General features: G+C 41.4%; 14 protein-coding genes. 5 read left to right on the forward strand and 9 right to left on the reverse strand.

The genetic code is table 11. The features are described 5' to 3' along the window. The first annotated feature begins 9 nt into the window (after window positions 1–9). On the forward strand, window positions 10–4,479 hold the full coding sequence (locus tag OPS28_RS00585) for a bifunctional serine/threonine-protein kinase/formylglycine-generating enzyme family protein (protein WP_265607462.1): 4,470 nt from the start codon (window positions 10–12) through the stop codon (window positions 4,477–4,479). 1 nt (window position 4,480) lies between these two features. Then, window positions 4,481–5,131, forward strand: coding sequence for a hypothetical protein (locus OPS28_RS00590; protein ID WP_265607463.1), 651 nt, complete (start codon window positions 4,481–4,483; stop codon window positions 5,129–5,131). A gap of 616 nt (window positions 5,132–5,747) precedes the next feature. Here OPS28_RS00590 and OPS28_RS00595 read toward each other — a convergent pair. The 3 genes from OPS28_RS00595 to tagH all read right to left on the reverse strand — a co-directional run bounded on the left by OPS28_RS00595 (window position 5,748) and on the right by tagH (window position 7,908). Next, window positions 5,748–5,996, reverse strand: a complete 249-nt coding sequence (locus OPS28_RS00595; RefSeq protein ID WP_265607464.1) for a hypothetical protein — start codon at window positions 5,994–5,996, stop codon at window positions 5,748–5,750. Window positions 5,997–6,043: 47 nt separating this feature from the next. Further along, window positions 6,044–6,301 carry a hypothetical protein gene (locus OPS28_RS00600; protein WP_265607465.1) on the reverse strand — a complete coding sequence of 86 codons (258 nt, stop codon included), beginning with the start codon at window positions 6,299–6,301 and terminating at the stop codon, window positions 6,044–6,046. Window positions 6,302–6,654: 353 nt separating this feature from the next. After that, window positions 6,655–7,908, reverse strand: coding sequence for a type VI secretion system-associated FHA domain protein TagH (gene tagH, locus OPS28_RS00605; protein ID WP_265607466.1), 1,254 nt, complete (start codon window positions 7,906–7,908; stop codon window positions 6,655–6,657). Window positions 7,909–8,125: 217 nt separating this feature from the next. Here tagH and OPS28_RS00610 point away from each other — a divergent pair, with 217 nt between their 5' ends. Then, complete coding sequence (locus OPS28_RS00610; protein WP_265607467.1) at window positions 8,126–8,425, forward strand: PAAR domain-containing protein; 300 nt, start codon at window positions 8,126–8,128, stop codon at window positions 8,423–8,425. A 346-nt stretch (window positions 8,426–8,771) separates the two neighbouring features. On the opposite strand, the gene OPS28_RS00615 is transcribed toward OPS28_RS00610, so the two are convergent. The 6 genes from OPS28_RS00615 to OPS28_RS00640 form a co-directional block, all read right to left on the reverse strand. Continuing rightward, window positions 8,772–9,371 carry a hypothetical protein gene (locus tag OPS28_RS00615; RefSeq protein WP_265607468.1) on the reverse strand — a complete coding sequence of 200 codons (600 nt, stop codon included), beginning with the start codon at window positions 9,369–9,371 and terminating at the stop codon, window positions 8,772–8,774. A 151-nt stretch (window positions 9,372–9,522) separates the two neighbouring features. After that, complete coding sequence (locus OPS28_RS00620; protein ID WP_265607469.1) at window positions 9,523–11,529, reverse strand: protein-arginine deiminase family protein; 2,007 nt, start codon at window positions 11,527–11,529, stop codon at window positions 9,523–9,525. Then, entirely contained in the window at window positions 11,522–12,304 is a 783-nt protein-coding gene (locus OPS28_RS00625; RefSeq protein WP_265607470.1) for a hypothetical protein, read from the reverse strand. Before OPS28_RS00625 ends, OPS28_RS00620 begins: the two co-directional genes overlap by 8 nt. Before the next feature lie 33 nt (window positions 12,305–12,337). Further along, entirely contained in the window at window positions 12,338–12,880 is a 543-nt protein-coding gene (locus OPS28_RS00630; RefSeq protein WP_265607471.1) for a DUF4123 domain-containing protein, read from the reverse strand. Beyond that, window positions 12,870–15,104, reverse strand: a complete 2,235-nt coding sequence (locus OPS28_RS00635; RefSeq protein ID WP_265607472.1) for a type VI secretion system Vgr family protein — start codon at window positions 15,102–15,104, stop codon at window positions 12,870–12,872. Before OPS28_RS00635 ends, OPS28_RS00630 begins: the two co-directional genes overlap by 11 nt. A 127-nt stretch (window positions 15,105–15,231) precedes the next feature. Next, window positions 15,232–15,744 carry an Hcp family type VI secretion system effector gene (locus OPS28_RS00640; RefSeq protein WP_265607473.1) on the reverse strand — a complete coding sequence of 171 codons (513 nt, stop codon included), beginning with the start codon at window positions 15,742–15,744 and terminating at the stop codon, window positions 15,232–15,234. Window positions 15,745–16,496: 752 nt separating this feature from the next. Here OPS28_RS00640 and OPS28_RS00645 point away from each other — a divergent pair. Next, on the forward strand, window positions 16,497–17,066 hold the full coding sequence (locus tag OPS28_RS00645; protein ID WP_265607474.1) for a hypothetical protein: 570 nt from the start codon (window positions 16,497–16,499) through the stop codon (window positions 17,064–17,066). 706 nt (window positions 17,067–17,772) lie between these two features. Continuing rightward, window positions 17,773–18,066: a hypothetical protein gene (locus OPS28_RS00650; protein ID WP_265607475.1), complete on the forward strand. Its 294-nt coding sequence runs from the start codon at window positions 17,773–17,775 to the stop codon at window positions 18,064–18,066. The last annotated feature ends 266 nt before the right edge of the window (window positions 18,067–18,332 follow it).

An 18,332-nucleotide genomic window follows, 5' to 3' on the forward strand; every position in this document is an offset into this window, starting at 1 on the left:
AGTGTACTCATGCAATTTAGGGAACTCGAACTTACATTGGTAAAATTAATCCGCGAAAATTTTGATATTTCGCGGGTTGAAAAAGTTATTGATAATTATCTTGCTGAGGCTCCACAGCGCGCTGTAGAAGTGTACCAATTATTGAATGAATATTTGGATAACGAACTGATAAACGTTGAGCAGTTCACCCGTTTAGTTAAATTTACAAGAAAGTGCAGCGCTGCAGTAGAAACGCACACACAAGGCGATACGCCGCAAAATAGTGAGCCAAAAGCGAGTGAAGAAGAGCAAACGATTATCGCAAAAGATCCTGATAGAACCAGAATTATCCATGATGCTGATAAAACTGTCTTTGTCGATAGTGACAAGACTATTCTCTTTAATAAGACCTCAACGGAACAGGAGATTCCCCCTAACGGCTCCCTGCGAGACAACGCCGTTGAAACACATATCACCTCGCCCTCCTTCACCACGTCAAATTCATGGAACAAGCCTTTTGCTGATGGGCAAAAAGAAGAACAAATTGGCATTGGTACAGTTATAAAAGAACGCTTTAGGCTCATTGAGTTTATTGGCCGCGGCGGAATGGGAGATGTGTATAAAGCAGAGGACTTAAGACGGTCCGATGCGGATGATGTAGAGCTGGAAGTAGCTATTAAGTTACTTAATAACGAATTTAAAAAACACCCCGATTCGCTTAGGGCCTTACAGCGGGAAGCAAGGAAAACACAAAGTTTGGCCCACCCTCACATTGTAAATGTGCATGATTTTGACCGAGATAACGTCCATGTATTTATGACAATGGAATATATGGATGGTGAGCCGCTAAATGAAGTCCTAAAGAAAAATGCGCTCGGTCTCGAATATTCGTTGGCAACTAAATTAGTTGAAGAATTATGTTCAGCGCTACAGTACGCACATCGCAGAGGCGTCATTCACTCCGATTTAAAACCAAGCAATATTTTCTTGACCCAAAATAATGAAATAAAAGTTTTCGATTTTGGTATCGCTCGTGCAGCAAATATAAAAGAAGACGGAACAGCTTCTATCGACACGTTTGATGCTGGCGAAATCGGCGCATTAACGCCTACGTATGCTAGCCCGGAAATGATCGTTGGCGCACATGAACCCAGCGTTCGAGATGACTTATATGCCTTAGGCTGCATAGTTTATGAAATTTACACAGGTAGGCACCCTTTCTATCACCAAGGTAAAAAATTACCTGCTGATGAGGCGCAGAACCTAAAGCTCACTCCCCCAAAGGTCAAAGGCTTCTCGAAAAGACAACAAGCTGCGCTAAACCAAACGCTAGCATTTCAACGCTCAGACAGAACTAAAAATGTCGAAGAATTTGTCAATGGCTTTCTTAAGCGGCGAACAGTATTTACACCTAAGCGCTTATTGTTTGGATTTGCGGTGGTCATTATCTCATTTTCAGCGGTTGTGGCTTTCTTTGACTATCACGATAAAAAAGATACCAGGAGCCTTTTAAAACTTATTAAGCAACAAGATGAGGTACGTGTAACAGAGAAAGTTCAGGCTCTATTAGCAATGAGTGAAAGCGAACGAGACAGCGTACTTAAAGATCACAAAGTAAGCCAAGAACTGAAACAATACCTACGTTCGCTGGCAACGAAGCAAGCTGAAGATGACTACTATGAATCAGCATTAAACTCCCTTACATTAGCGCAAACGACTTATCCAGACTCTAGAGAAATTTACAACCTCAAAATACAAATACGAGATGCCCAAAAAAAGCGTATTAAAGAGTTGTTCAGTGAACTTGACGAAGTTTTAAAAGACAGAGAAACGGTCATCGCTAATCACACGCAGATAAGTAAAATATTAAAGACATTAAAGCGCGTAGAAAAAAATAATAAAAGACTGACTAACTCACAGCCATTGTTTAAATTGCAGGAATCTGTTGAATATCTGATTGAGGAAAAAGAATACATCCCAGCTAAAAACCTGATAAAAAGTGCGCAATATATTATCGATGAGTTCCAGGGCTTTGGAGAGTTTACATCCAGTATTGAAGCACTGAATAAACAAGTGGATGACGTATTTACTGAAGAAAAAAGAAGAGTACGTACATCACAACTATTAGAGACAATTACGCTTAATGTAAATAGCCAGCTGTCAGATTTTAAAGACTACCAGTCACAACTTTTAGAGCTAAGTGAAATTGCACCTGCCCACTCCGATGTTATTAATCTCATAAAAATACTCGAAACCAGGATTGCAGACACGAGTTCTGTATTTATTGAAAATAATGATTGGCAAGGAGCAGAAGATAGCCTGACCCCCTTTGAAACAATCATAGACGTTTCTATAGTTAAACACATACGCCAAAAAATCGCCGATGCGCGTCTGCAGTTTGAAACCCAGCTATCAAGCAAGATTAACTCCATTAAAGATTTCGCCGCCAATGCGCAGCCTGAAAAAGCAATGGCTCTATTTAAAAGTCTCGATCAGGAAACGTTATCTAAATCCGAGCAGCAAAACATTGCGGACATCGTCGCACAATCATGGTTGAATGCAGCCAGACTTCAAAAAGAAATTAATAACTGGAATGCAGCTATCGACGCGATAAACTACGGTTTATCACTCGACAGTCCACAGTCGACCAGACAAAAGCTTGAAAATGAGCAGCACCAGATAGCGTTAGCCCAACAAACGCTACAAAATAAAAGTAATGAACAAGCGCGGTTACTCGCTGCAACGTCAAAGCAAAAAAAAATATCCCAGCTAGAAAATACAATTCGCAAGATCAACAGCCAACCTACCCTTTCACTAGCGGACATTACATCTATTCAAAGCACCTTGGATACATTAGCCATTGAAGCGCCTAACCACCCGCTAATTGCGGAATCAAAAATGAAGATTACGGAAAAAGTTAGCGAGAAGATTGCTACCGGCATCGCTTCGAATGAGCTTAAAGGGACATTACATTTTGCAGAGAATGCTTATTCAGCCTACCCCAGCCTTAATTACTTGGGTGAACAGATAGACAAAATTAAAAATTTGATAGCGAAAGCGGAACAACGCGATCTGCAAGAACAATTAGCCCAGCAGCGCATGAATCTGGCTTCAACTATCGATCAAGCAAATAAAGTGCAGGATTTCACGTTAATTGAGCAGTTAATAGCGGACTATGCAGGTAAAGAAAGCAACCTTCAAAATATAAGTAAAATAAAACAGAGTGCAGTTGAAAAACTAATAGAATTAGCCAATAGGTCGGCTAATGACTTAAGGTTTAATCAGGCCAAACAGTTTCTTCTTTTAGGTGAGCGATTTGATATGCCCCAAAACGATTTCGCCGCCTTAACTGATGACATACAGATAAAAGAAGCCTTGCGAAAGCAACAACAGATTGAACAACAAAGAGTAAGTAAAATTGAATCTTTGTACGAAAACGTGATTGCCTTTGTTCAAGCTGATGACTTGATGCAGGCAGATTCCACTTTAGCGGAATTAAAAGCTTTGCAAGGCATTACCCCAGAGCAACAACAAATTATTGATAAAGCTTACGCTTTAGCTTTCCTCAAGCTATCGCAGGAAGCCTATGAAAAACTCGATTTAACCTCAGCAAACTACTGGTTAGATAAAGCGAGAAGACTTACCCCCAATGATAACCAACTTTCCAGCTTGCAAGCTAAATTCCGCGCGGTAAGCACCATTCTCAATTCCAGACAAAGCAATACCAATTTAGCGCAAAAGCTTAAAGTCTCTGCGATGAATATGTACCCAGATGACGCCACCATTAAACAGATCGAAATTGATGAAAAAGCATCGGCTTCGGACAATAATACAGACATTGTGCCCACTAAGGCGGCAGATAAACTATCGTCTAGTAATGCTTCCAGCGCAGTAAAATGCACCCCGCAAATGGCGGGTAAAGGTAATGTCTATACTTGCAGAGATACACTCACTGCAACGTTTAACGGTCCCTATTTAATTGTGCTGCCTTCTTTTTACGAACAGTCATTTGCCATTACCAAATACGAGATACGAGTGGGAGAATACAATACCTATTGCAGGGAAACAGAACTATGCGGGGAAGTTCCATCAGATAGATTAGACCCTATTACTGGGTTATCTATAGCCCAAATCGAAAATTTTGCTAAATGGATATCTGAAGTGACGCGCAGTACGTATCGATTACCGACAGCTTCAGAGTGGCGTTTCGCAGCGAAGGCCGATGGAGAGTCTAAACCTAGCATTATGAACTGCGCAGGCTCATCAGGTTCGGGGAGGTTAGCGTCAGTAAATTATGAGAAGACAAACACATCAAATGCCTGGGGGCTTACCAATTACCTGGGTAATGCGCAAGAGGTAGCCACTGTGCGCAAAGGGTACGTCGCGTTGGGCGGCCATTATTTAGACGAGACATCGCGCTGTACCGTTAATTTCAGCCGCTTCATTTCTTCTGAAACCGATAAGCTTACAGGATTCAGATTGATTAAGGAGTTAGATTGATATGAATGCACTTTACGAACTCTCAAAACTCTACGCGCAGGAAAAAATTTCTAAACATGAGTACCGCCAAAGAAGAGCAAAACTGGTAAACGGGATAATAGCAGGCCACGAGTCATGGGAATGCGCAACCACTATAGCCCCAGCCAGTCGGAATAGTGATGAAATAACTCAACCCCCAGCTAGTATTACACTGTCAGGTGTAACGGCTAAAAATCGTGAACCGACATCACCAGCAGATAGGGGTGACTCTACAGAATCTGCTAGCGCTTCTCTTTCGAAATACAAACTGTGGGGCGTGCTATTGGTCGCCGCTGTATTTATTGCTTTATTTGTATTTATCGCTCCCTCATTCGAACATCACCGTTTTGATGGCCACGACGATATAACTATTATTGAAGAAAACGTTGATGAGGACCCTGCTATGCAAGAACTTAATCAATTATGGGAAAACATTTTGGCGCAAAAACAAATTACCTCAACTGATACTCAACAGTTGCAATCGGTGTGGGACACTGCCCCTGCCAATGTCAAGGCCCGATTTATCGGCGACCTGAAAGAAACCATTACCTTGTGGGAGAGCGATTTTGAAAGAGAAATAGAGGTGGGCTTGACGACTCAGTTGCTGACAGAGCTGGAGTCCGATGAAAAGTGAGATGGATTGACTGAATAACGGTTAAATGAAAAAAACTCGTTGAAAAGAATTCCGTCACATTTGAGGGGCACAAAGTCAGATCGCAAAACAACGACGAAGAGTCGTCGATGTGGCGTCAGCCGCAACCTCCATAGCAAAAACTACTACGAAACGTCTTCATTGCAGCGCAAGCCGCAACCTCCATAGCAAAATTACTACGAAACGTCGTCATTGCGGCGCAAGCCGTAACCTCCATAGCAAAATTACTACGGAAAGAGGTCAGCGCGGCGCAAGCCGTAACCTCCATAGCAAAAACTACTACGAAATGTCGTCATTGCGGCGTCAGCCGCAACCTCCTTAGCAAAATTACTACGAAAAGAGGTCAGTACGGCGCAAGCCGTAACCTCCATAGCAAAATTACTACGAAAAGAGGTCAGTGCGGCGCAAGCCGTAAACTCCTTAGCAAAATTACTACGAAACGTCGTCATTGCGGCGTCAGCCGCAACCTCCATAGCAGGCTGGCTAATTAAACCAATACATTTGCCTACGACAAATCGAAGGTTAATTTATAGCAAAAAAGCTAAAAATATTTTACGTCATCAAAAATTTTGACGAGTGCCTCAATATAATCAGACATTTACATGTCATTATCCCTTAGCCGTTTATCCGATTGTTTATCACCTGTTTGTTCTTTTGATTCAGCGACAAACTCAATAGTTTGTTGCACTTTGGGATCGGGGAGGAACATTTGAATAAATAGCCCAATTGCCAAAGCCGCGCCTTTTCGCTGTTTAGCCCAGCGATACAACACACAAAAAAATAAAATCAGCAATACAAATGCCAGCCAGACTAATGTCGGCAAAATAACTTTATATGAAATTTCCATTCACTTTCCTTTCAATATGTATGACCAGCAACGGCTGGAAAAGACGACTATTTGAGAAAGGAAATCCGGCTTGGTAAGCTCAGGTAATGTTGATAAGTAATAATGTTAAGGTACGTATTTAACTGGCACTGTTCTGGCCATGGTGGGATTTGATAGTCTGATTTATCGAAACCGACCACTATAAACAATATCATCCAATTTAGGTGTTCTTTATAGAAATAGAGGACGTGGTTTTGATTGATTTCAGGAGTTACAGATTCGGTTGGTGAAGCCAGATCAGCATATTCAACAGAGTCACTAGACATTGATTTTTCAAACAAGATGGCCGAACCCATCAGCCACAGAACTGACAGGAGAACTAACCATATATGTTTGAAGTTCACACTCTGCATTTTACGTATGTTATGTCGATGTATTTTTTTGCAATGTCTTTAACTAAAAAAGTTGATTAAAATTCAACACATTTTTATATAGCGCAATTAACCGTTACCTCACAACAATAGCCGTTCTAAGCATTCGGTGTGAACGGAAACTATTAACGCATAGATACCTCCGAGAAGACGTCCAAACCAAATCGCCTTTAATTGCTAAACTTAAGCGGTTCAATTTTCCGCCACATAAAGACCTCCGCTAAAAAGACGAAAAAGGCCGGCGACCTTCATTTAACCAGCTTTAGCAGCTGCATTTCATAATGTTCTCTGAAATGTTTGAGGAAGATATTGCTAGAATCTATTTGGGCGTTTTCCGCCACTCGCTCATAAATTTTACAATAGTGATCCCAGTATTTCGCTTTTTTATTCAGCGAAAAGCCTACTTCGAATTCCTGTTCTAAATGCTTGGGATCAAAGGCTTCAATCGTCTGCTGAATAGCGATATTTAAACCACTTATCATAGCCAACTGATGAGCTTTAGCATCATCTACAGCTTCATTTGCGGCACTAATTGGGTCCATGTAACCATGCTCCTGGGTCAGCATTTTCACTAGCGCATCTTGAGAACTTTGTGAGAATTTAAATGCGTTATTTTTATCATGGCTTATTTGCGTTTGATCTAGCTCCAACTTTTCTTTCATTAAAGCCCTGGCTTTAAGCACCCCCATCATTCCTTCAGTAAGAGTACGCAATAAAATACCCGCCACCTTCAATACTTCCACCTTATTTTGCCCGATTAGCTGAGAAGGCTGCATGTCTAATTCTTGTAAAAATGCTCGTAGTGCTACCGTATCTTGAGAGGGGTTGCCAGTGGGTTGTTCCGAATTAAAGTTTGGTTCATCAAAATCGTCAACTTCGGCAGTATTGTTTTCGACATATTGAGAGTCATTGGCAGTCGGTGAAAATTGCCCTGCCCCATCATCAGTTTCAGAAAAAAAGTCATCAATATTAAATACGTCATCTGCAGGCGTGGATTGATCTAAATTATCTCTGTTTGTTTCGCGATGGTACGCTCCAGAACTGGATTCCGTCTGTGAATAAGCTTCTTCAACCGTTTCTGGAAAGGTTGACTCAAGCGAACTATACCCCGCCTTTTCATGGTTAGGGTCAATGGCAGGCTGCAACTCGGTTACGGGTTCATCAACTTCTGTTTCATCTGATTCTTCAGCAATATCTGCAACCACATATACACTTTCTCCGATTGTTATTTCGTCACCTTCTGAAAGCAGAAACTGCTGCCCTTTAACTAAATTAACTGATCCGTTAACGATAGTAACCGTGGAGGACTGATCTTTAATAAACCAATTGCCTCCCACCTCATAAATTTCTGCATGACAGCGAGAGACATATTTATCAGGATCATGAACGACAATCTGGTTCGTCGGCGCCCGCCCTATAGTGGAAGCTTCGGTTAATGCTTCAGATTGGGAAAATGGAGGAGCATTATCCTTGTAACGTTGCCAAGTTAGAGTAAGAGCCAAAACAATCCCTTCAAAATCAGCACATAGTAAAAAGAGTATATTATATCGAATGATTTTTGCTCATATTATTACGAATACCGCATGAAGAACACCTAATTCAAGCTGTATGTTTTTCGTACTGAATCGCCAGTTTTTGCTACACTTAAGTAAGTCATTGATAGATCGGTTTGCCTGTAAACGTTATTACAGTAGAAACTAAATACGAAGGAAAAATCCAATGAAACCCGCAGCTCGATTGAGCGATATGCATACCTGCCCCATGGTGACCCCGGGCCTGCCTCCCATTCCACATGTGGGAGGTCCGGTTACCGGCCCATGTGTACCTACCGTGATGATTGGTTTTATGCCGGCAGCTACGGTAGGTGATATGTGTATCTGCGTTGGACCGCCAGATTCTATTGTAATGGGCTCTACATCGGTAATGATTGGTGGTAAACCTGCCGCAAGGATGGGAGATATGACAGCGCATGGCGGTATGATTACAGTCGGATGCCCTTCTGTCTTGATAGGGGGTTAATTTGTATCATTAATAAACGACGATTAGGAAGGATACGCTGATTAGCGTTTAATCATCTCATTTTATACACAAGCCGGATTCTCGAACTTTATAGGTTACTTGAAATTAATTTTTAGGCGTTGTGGTCATTCCGGCATGGGCTCGCGCAATAAATCACCTCAAATTGATTATTTGAATTAGACCGACTCAATCCCTTGGTAATCACACTAGTACAAAATGCCAAAATAGTCTTGGATTTTTAAAAAAATTTTTTAGCGATTGGATTTTAGCCACTCGATCTAAAAAAAAATTTACGACCCGACTTTAATTTATATTTTACTCCTACGTTAAACGCACTTTGTCTTGTCTAGTCATTCTGTATTTTATACAGAGTATCTTCTACCACCTGATTTATAACTAGGTGTTTCTCTGACAGTTCCTCCAATGCTGTAACAGCAGCTTCCTGAGGCATTATTGTCAACACCTTTCCAGCTTGCTCCCTGATCAAGTTATCATTGGTATTTTCTAACAACCAAATAATTGGGCTTATTGATTTTACGGTTGGATAACCTGCAAGAACATGCAAAAACGTTACTGTTATCCAGTTGGGTGAGTCGTCTGAATGTTTAAGTATCATTTCCCAGGCCAAGGGTAAAATCTTTGACTGGAACTCAGTTTCTGTTCTTATTCTGTAGGTCTGCCAAATTCCATTTAATCCAGTTATTTTTTTACGTTGTTCCTCTATATCTACGCTTTTAACTTCGTTTAAAATAGATTGAAAGAAAACACGGTGTTCCTGCCAGCCCACTAAAATACTTATTTGAATTTCTGCTTCCCAATCGAGCCCTTGTTCAACTTTTGTCGATAATTCATTCTGATTCACAAACGCCGTTAGTGCTTTATCGCGATGAAAAGTGTACACAGGGCCTTTTGTCTGAATAAGTGTCAATAAAAGTGTGTTGTCCATGTTACTACCCCTTTGATGTTTTACTTGATGTTTAGAAAAAGCAGTTTCAGCTTTAAACAACAAGATGATTAAGAATATTGCGTAAGACAAACATTTCATTGCATTATTTGTCACTAACCACCCGCTGCGACGTTGACTATTGACCATTTAATTATATCCAACTCAAATTCCACCAATTGTCAATTGGAGGCTTTCGCTGGCTATTTGTGCCACAATGAATTTCTCCCTCCCACATATGATAGGTTGTAAAATCATCTATAAATTTAAAATTCGAGTCTGATTGTAACCCTAATAAATTTAGCTTTTTTGTAATCTCTTTTTCAAAAACACAGTCACCACCGACCACGGGCCCGAACGGCTTTGGTATACATAGCATTACTTCTTTTGTTTCTTTTGTGACAACTAGCATATTCACGGCTCCTGCGGTGTAAGCAATGTACTCGCCGCTTTCGACTTCTTCAAACAATACCGGTATGTGAACAAAATCATTATCATTAAGGTTTAGCTCAGTCTTTAACACTGATCGAATTTGATCGATCTTTTTCTGAACAGTATTTTGTAAATTCGTAAATATTTTATGCTCTTTAATCTGCTTAACAGTTTGAAGTTCATACTTCTTATCAACTTTAGTTCGAGTAGCTCCACTTAAATCGATGTTTTTAAATAACTTTATACTGTCTTCTAACCCTCCCACAATTTCCATCGCTTTTTTCGGACTCGCTATTAACACTTTAAAAGAGCCATCGGTAAAAGGCAGAAATGTAATTACCTCATCAACATGCCCAACCCACAACCAACTTGTATCGATTGAAAACGGTTCTTGCACCTTTTGCTCATCTAGCAGCTCAATAACTTTTGAATTCATAATTTCGGACCCTTTCCCTTTTCCGTAGACAATTCTGCCAAATTTGTACTCTCTTCCGTTTCGTTGATCGGTAAATGGCGGAGAACATTCCAAGTTACCAAACGAATCCAAGGAAGTACCAGCTAATGAGGGGGGGAGCGCTTGAAGGAATCCATAATTCGCTTTTAACAATTCACTTTTTGGATAAGAGTCGATTCCATTTTTCCCTCCATCTGTGCGGTCGGTTGCTGTACGCAATGTGGCTGGCACGGGCCATTCGGTTTTATTTACAGGTTTTGGCATAGAGGCAAACCCAGGCTCCATTCCATCCTGTATCCACCGATCGCCATTGTATCTACTACCATCGATCTCTTCAAAAGCGACGGTTCCGATCGCTGCTTTTATTTCACGTCGAATTTTATTGTTGTCGCTCGTTTTTACCATATAAACTTTTTCGGTAATATTGGCATGATTAAACATCATCCAAGGGGCAACACGCATTTTGGCGTTTTCTGTGTACACAGCGATGCCCGAATCATCCTTAACCGTGAGTTTAATGTTTATTAGCCCATCAAAGTTTTTAATAGGATATGAAATGGCTTCGATACCCAGTTTTGATACCTTATTGAAGTCGGGGATGAGGTAAGGGTCACTTTTGGTTGGACCGATTACTTCCACACCACCTGCGGCATGCTTATCAAACACGCGCACATAATCTTTTTTGTCAACCTCCAATTCTAGTTTCCAACCGGGAGGCAACGGTTCATTTTCGGGGGTTTTTCTTATTTCAATAGGCGCTATATCCGCTAAGTCCCCCCCTCCATCAATTACTCCATTACGATTATCTTCAGTTGTTTTATTGTTTTCATCATCGTTATTGCACAAAACAATTGCACCAAATTTTTTAGCTCCGGGCTCCCACTTATCATTATTTGTCCACTCATCATCCACTACCCCATCTCGATTAGCATCTATATGGATATGCACTTCAATTGGCGTGAGTTTAAGCTCTAGTGGTACATCTTCATTTTCTTTTACCGTGACGCTTCCTTTAACGGGTGTGGGCGTGAACCCCGGCTTTTGTGCCTGAACGTCATAAGTACCTGCGTCTAGTTTAAATACCGCGATGCCATTTGCTTCGGTCGGCTTATTAGGTTGTCCGCTTACTTCAACTTGTGCTGTTTCTATAATCTGTCCAGATGGAGTGACCACTTTTACTCGTAATGTGGCCTTGAGACACTCTTTGTCTACCTTGGTAATGGATTCCTCGGATTGTTCTTTAGCTAAATCAATAGCTTTGTCACTATCACACATTAGAAATGTCCTGACCTGTTCGAGCTAGCCACAAATCCAAATAATCAAGTGTGCGTTCAGTGAGCACATTCATTTTAACCATTTCTTCGGTAAGTGATGGGTCGCGAAGTATCTCTTCCACCCATGGCAGTAGCGGATTTCTATCAATGCCATTTCCCATCATAAACGATAAAGATGTGAGTAGAGATATGGCATCATTCGAATGTAGGTCATAAGTGGCAGCAGTGTTCGATACCGTATTGATTAAAGCTAAAACAGAATCTGAACCAACTGAGTCGAATTTTTCCGGAAAAAGGTGATGTAAATGAACAGACAATGATTGTTCAAACTCAACATTAACAGTGTCGAACTTATTAGATAAAGTACCCGGATTTCTTTTTATAGAAAGCAGACTCCGGTATATTTTTTCATTTTGCTCCCCTGTAATGGTTTTAAGAAAGCTTTGTGCGTGATCGGCTAGCTGGCTAGCCCGTTCAGAGGGGGATGAATTATCCTCTAAAAAGGTAGTCAGGAATGCACAGCACGGGTCGGTGTCGAAATGCGGTCCAAGCATAAACATTACGGTAATATACAAACAACCATTTCTTTTGGTAATAAACCCGTATTTTTCAGCTTGGTTAATACCAAAAGAAATGGTTGTTCGAATTGCGTTTTCTCCCGCCACACGACAATGGTCTGGAAAATAGCGATCTACATGACTATACATTTGCTTTTCGAAACTGCGTCTGGCGCTTTGCTTGAATGCGTCAATTTGCTTACTCTTCATCTCTAACATGTTAAAAATTCCTTGTAGTTTCAACTTTTATTGTTAACCCACCACTTTGTGATGGGTTATCTCAATCTCATCTTTGGTGTCATTATTACTAACGCACAAAAGACTATTCATTTCAGAACTTGGAAAATAAAAGCGTTCGATCTTCATAAAAACGTCTACTCGTTGTTGAGCATCAGAGGAGGGCAAAAATATCTCCAATACCCTAGGATCATAAAACCGAAAAAATAGCGTTTTTCCTTCAGGCGATCGCGCCAACTGTAATTTTCTAATCTGCTTACGGAACTCTTTAGGGTTCAATATCGAAGAGACAAAGATATTCCAGTGATTACCCCACCCTTCTTTTATCAACCATTCAGTAATGTCGGCACCTTTTTCTAACTTCACCATATAGGGTGCAACTTCTTCTATATCAGGTTCTAAATCACCGCTCCACAAGCAACTGCTAATGGGTTGCCAGTCGTATAATTTGAACCGCAATTCTGGGCAGGCCGCTCCGTCCACCACTGCGTAGACATTGTGTTCTTCTTCTGCAAACAGTATGGATTGAACGTGCTTGACTTGATCGTTATTTAACATTTTTTTTCTTCGCAGCTTCGCATTGTTCGCAGAACGGCGTACCTGATTCTGCTGCTTGTTTCATTGCTTTAGCTTGCGGACCATATTTTGAAGGGCGAACGGGCATTGGTTCAGCTTTCACTTTTTCTACTTTACCTGCTTCTGCTTTGTCTGCTTCTTTGGCTTCTACCGGTGATGTAACCTTGTCGGGTTTAGCTGGCGGGGCTGGGTTTGCGGGCCCCGCCATGCCACCGCTGTTGATCATCACCATCAGACCTGAAATGAAAACCCCGCCTGGGTTTATACTGATGAAGCTTCCACCGACTTTAAGATTAATAGCGGCGGATGCTTCAAGATTAATCGTCATGCCTGCCTTTATCTCCGCGTTAACCCCCGCTTTTAAGCCATAATTCGTTCCTGCTTGAAGCTTTATATCCATACCAGCTTTAATGTTTTCGGAGCCGACTAAATTAGACTTTCTATCTTCGCCAATACTGTAACTTTCGCTTCCACCAGTATCTTGATTCAGATTCGCTTCCAAGTTGTTGTGTACGTCACCTGTAATCTTAAGAAACGAATCGTTGTCGACAACTTGATGACGGTCATTTTCTATATGAGTAAAGCTGTCATTTTTGATGATTTTATGTGAATCATTTCCTACATATTTAAATTTATCTTTCTTTATTCGTTCGTCCATATTTCTTTCAGCATGAACGAAAATTTGCTCTTTACCTTTCTCATCTTCAAAACGAAGCTCATTAAATCCTTCTCCTCCTTTCGATGAGTTGGTTTTGAGTGTGCTGACGGTTTTCCTATCTGGGAGTTTATATGGACTACGATTATCTCCGTGATGCACCCGTCCGATGATAAGCGGACGATCAGGATCGCCTTCTTCAAAATCAATAATCACTTCCTGACCAATGCGAGGCAAGGCGAATCCGCCATACCCTTGACCGGCCCACATTTGACTTACTCGTATCCAGCAAGAGCTGCTTTCATCTGCGTTACCGTAGCGATCCCAGTGAAATTGCACTTTCACTCTGCCATGTTCATCAGTATAAATTTCTTCTCCGCTGGGACCTGTGACAATAGCTGTCTGCGTGCCTCTCACGCTGGGTTTTGGTGTGTTAACCGCAGGTCTAAATTTGACTTCTGTGTTAATAACTGCGAACTCATTTGAATAATAGTGGTTATCTGATGCCGTGTACTCTTCGTATGATTGCAACTGCGAAGCCGTATGGGTAACGGAGGTAATGAGGTAATCTGCGGTAAAGTTTCCCCTTCTTTGGTCATCTAATGAGAACGTATAGCCAGGGGTTAAGCGATTAACTGTACTAATGCCCGTTCCCCTTTCGCGCGAGGACAAAAGCGTTTCCATTCTGAGTTTGGCCTGCTGATCACCTGCACTTTTTTCCAGGTACCGTCCCGGATAGTTAAACACTTCATAGTAATCAGACCTGCCATCATCCTTTTTGGAGAGCAAGTTCAGCGTAGGTTTTAGAAAGTTATAATCTTTTACTGCAACTCTGTCGGGGGCCAGTGTTTGGCGATATTGAAATCGTGTAACAACCTGATTGGTGACGAGACCTTGTGAAGCTGACGCATAAGGCAGTGTACTATCGTCTTCAATGGGCTTACATGAACTCGAATCATCGTCAAATATGAGAACATGTTTTTCGGCCTCATGTTGGAAGTAATAATAAACTCCATTTTCTTCAAGCAGGCGTGAAATGAAGTCAAACTCTGACTCTTGATATTGAACGCAATAATCCATTGCCTGATACTGAGACTGACACTGCCACTTGTAATCTTCTGAAGTCAGACCCAACTCATTTAGTATGCTACTTACGATATCTTTAACAGATTGTTTTTGAAATATGCGACTGTTAATCTTTAATCTCAGCGGCCAAAGCCGAGGAACTACTTCAATCAAGTACGTGGAATACGCGGTCGCCTCGTCAGCTAAAGCAAAACTCGCGACAATGCCATGGATAAATCTGTCGTAAACAATTTCTTCAGTAAATGAACCATCTTCTTCAGTATGATTTATTCCTTGAATGGTAATAACACAACTTTTACCTATCATCTCGTCAAACGATACTTCAGTATCTTCTGACATCAATTCAAGTTCAAAATGGTAGAGCTCAGAGATACTTTCACACCCGCTCAATTTTGCCACCCTAAAATCGATGGGATTATCGACCAGTTCGAAAAATAAGAACTCTTCATCCGAATGAAAACTCACTCAGTTCTCCTTGTACATATACGTGCATTATCATATTGAAAAAGGTTAGGGAGGAATTGCCAGCGAATGCTTACTCCAGACAACCCCTACCACACTCCAACGGTAGCGAATACGAAGCGAGTTAATTCTACCTACCCTCGCGCCAATCGTCGGATCCGGAAGTACCTGATATCTCGTGCGTCCACGTAATTCTGCGATAGGCCAGCGACACTTCTTCCAAATGAGAAAAGTGTGCCATAGCCGGATCCTGTGCATTAGGCATGTAGGCCTGAATATCGATAATCACTGCGTCATCTAGCTCATGGGTGAAATAATGTTCTTGTTTTCCGGTCATAGCGGTCCTATACCACTTAAGTGTTACCTTGGATAATCGTTCTCCTTTACACATAGCGTCGAATAAAATTGGCGAGGACCTATCAAAGACCTTTGTGATGATAAAGGGTTGATGAACACGCGCGCCGGTTGGTTGGCCGCTTTGCATATCACGGGGAACGATAACCTGATGTTTAAAAGCTTGAACGGTTGCTTCGTTCTCATGTTCAGATTGGTAGGTATTACCCATGGATTCGACGGTATTTGCGCTTTGGGTAATTGGACCAGAACTGGATCCTTCAATTTCTATGTAGGCTACTGTTGGCATTAGATGCTCCTTTCATTTGTAAGGGGGGTTGACTTGCGACTTCCTACATGACTAATCACCAAACGTGCCACTTCACTAGAGAATTTATATTTCAATCTATATTTCAGAACCTTAGATATTTATTAGTGGTCCAAAAGCATGTTCACTTAAAAAAGTAGCATCGTTTGAAGTGAGCCGAAAAGCGCGCAATTGCGCCATCATCCGCGCGCATAGGGAAAGTTATTATGCAGATCGGTTGTACACAAAACAGGCATATTGACGGGCTCTTTAATAGATGCAAGTTTCATATGTTAATCGCTACCTATAATGATATCGCGCTACCTCAATACATCGATGCGCAATGTTCGGCCAAAAGACGGGTTACTTTTTACCCACCCAAACTGGTTGAAATTCGTTCAATCTGCTACGGTGAAATAGTGTTAAATTTTAAACCCATCCGCAATGATGTGTATTGAGACAGTGAGAGAGCTTTTCTGCTTTTGACATTCAATGCAGAGAGAGTTTGGTGAGGGTGAATCGGGCGAAAACGAAAGGTGTGGGAAAGATGATGAGTTAACGCTGTTCGCAACAATAAAGAAGAAGATCAGGGTTTTCACGATTAATATCATCCCACGTAGGAACATACGTTTTCCTGAACGTAGCTAACGCATTATCGCGCACGGTTATTATTTAAAAGCTGTAGTTGACGCTTCGTTAAGACATTCGAGCGTCAACCTTTCAATTTTTTCTTTTTAATGATGAGGAAATAAGACATGAAACACCAAGCCCTTGTGTTCATTGCCGCCAGCTTATTAATACCCATTACGCATGCAAAGGAATCGCCGGAAGATTCATGTAAAGGAGCAGCGGAGCTTTACGCTAATGGCGATCTCGAAACAGCCTTAGAGGAAGCTCGCTGGTGTGTGACGTTGATGGAGCAGGAACAACAAGCTCAAACCAATACGCACTTTAAAGATGAAGTAAATGGTTATTCAGGAAGTGAACTCGAACAGCAAAATGCGATGGGGTTCAATGTGGTCAGTCGCCAGTATAGTAAAGGCGATAAGCAAATAAAGGTTACCCTCAATTCAGGTAGTAGTGGTTCTGCTATGCAAGCGTTTTCTGCATTGGCTCAGTTTGGTATGCAATCGGGAACAGGGCAAAAAATTCGCGTTCAAAGACGTACTGCAATGACCAGTACCGAAAATAATAATGCAACTGTCAGCGTGAATTTACGCAGCGGCGGCATGCTGGTGTTCGAATCAAGAACAGCCTCACTGGACGAAGTAGTCGCATTCGCTGAAGAATTTCCGATTACTGATATGGATGAATCGCAACAGTAACAATGAATATAGCTTAACGTACTATCGCGTGTTGACCTTCGCGGCTCGACATATGTTAATTCTGATTACTTTCAGAACATGGTGTGAAGTATGTAGTTTAGTACGCTAAGTAAATGGCGAACTACGAAGACATAAAAGCACTCAAATCGAATTCCATGGGGCGCATTTGTTACGCATTCGCGCTACGTAAAATCTGTTTTTGCCGCATAAAACATCTGCATCTTTACGGTTCGCGCTTCGCACAAAAGGCCAATCGCTACAAAATTGAATAGCGGTTGCAACGCCCTCGTAAGACGATTGCAAAGAGAGCTGAGGGTGGTATTGAATGGAAACCAACCAAACTAAACAGGTTAACTGAGCTACTCGCATAAAGCTTTTTTAACGGTAATTAGAAATCGCGACTGTGCTAATGCTCGATGTCTGTTATGGGTTTACTCAAAAATCAGGCAAGTTATTGAAATACACCACATAGAACAAGAAGCTTAAGCCTTCTAGCCGCGTGTAGATAAATCAATAATCGTCGGAGCAGACTGCGCGGAAAAGTGCTCAATTGCGCAGCGACGTGCGCGTTGTCTCTGATTATTGGAGACAGCTGGAAACTTGCTTGTATAGGTAAATTATTAAAAGTTATAGATTTACTCGAAGACTCGCGGCTATGGTACAAAGCTTGATATTAGTTCATCACCTCATTTAGAAAGGAATAAAGATGAACTTCGACGAAAATAAACTTAGAAGAGAGCTTTTAGCTATTGGTATCGTATCGTATTGTGAACAGCGCTCCTTAATAGATGTGGCAAAGCAATGCTTCATTAAATATGGTTTCGCTATGGGTGGGGCGGGTTTAGTTATGGGCTCGAGCATTGGGTCTGTCACCGTACCCATCATTGGCTCCATTCCAGGTTCCGTGGCAGGCTTTTTAGCTGGCGCAGCATCTGGCACAGCGATATGTGTTGGCGCGAATTATGGCGTTAAAAATGAGCTACAAAAGCTATTAAATTGACTTTCAATGTCAGTCTAAAAGTTGCATTCAATTGGCTTACTAAATAACAGACTGACTGTTTACGCGAATTATGCTCATGTGCGCCTCTTAGTTTAGAACATCCCGTCACATACACAATCGCAAAGTTTGTCGCAAAACTTTGATGAAGTAATGTACGCGGGTACAGACCGCTGTGTACGTATTTACTGGGGCCGAAAAAAGCTAACGTCATTGCATATATGGACTCCCGGTTCATTTCAAGGATATTTTTAATATAAGTTGGAAGA

Source organism: Alteromonas sp. ASW11-130, from assembly GCF_026183735.1.
Taxonomy (GTDB): domain Bacteria; phylum Pseudomonadota; class Gammaproteobacteria; order Enterobacterales; family Alteromonadaceae; genus Alteromonas.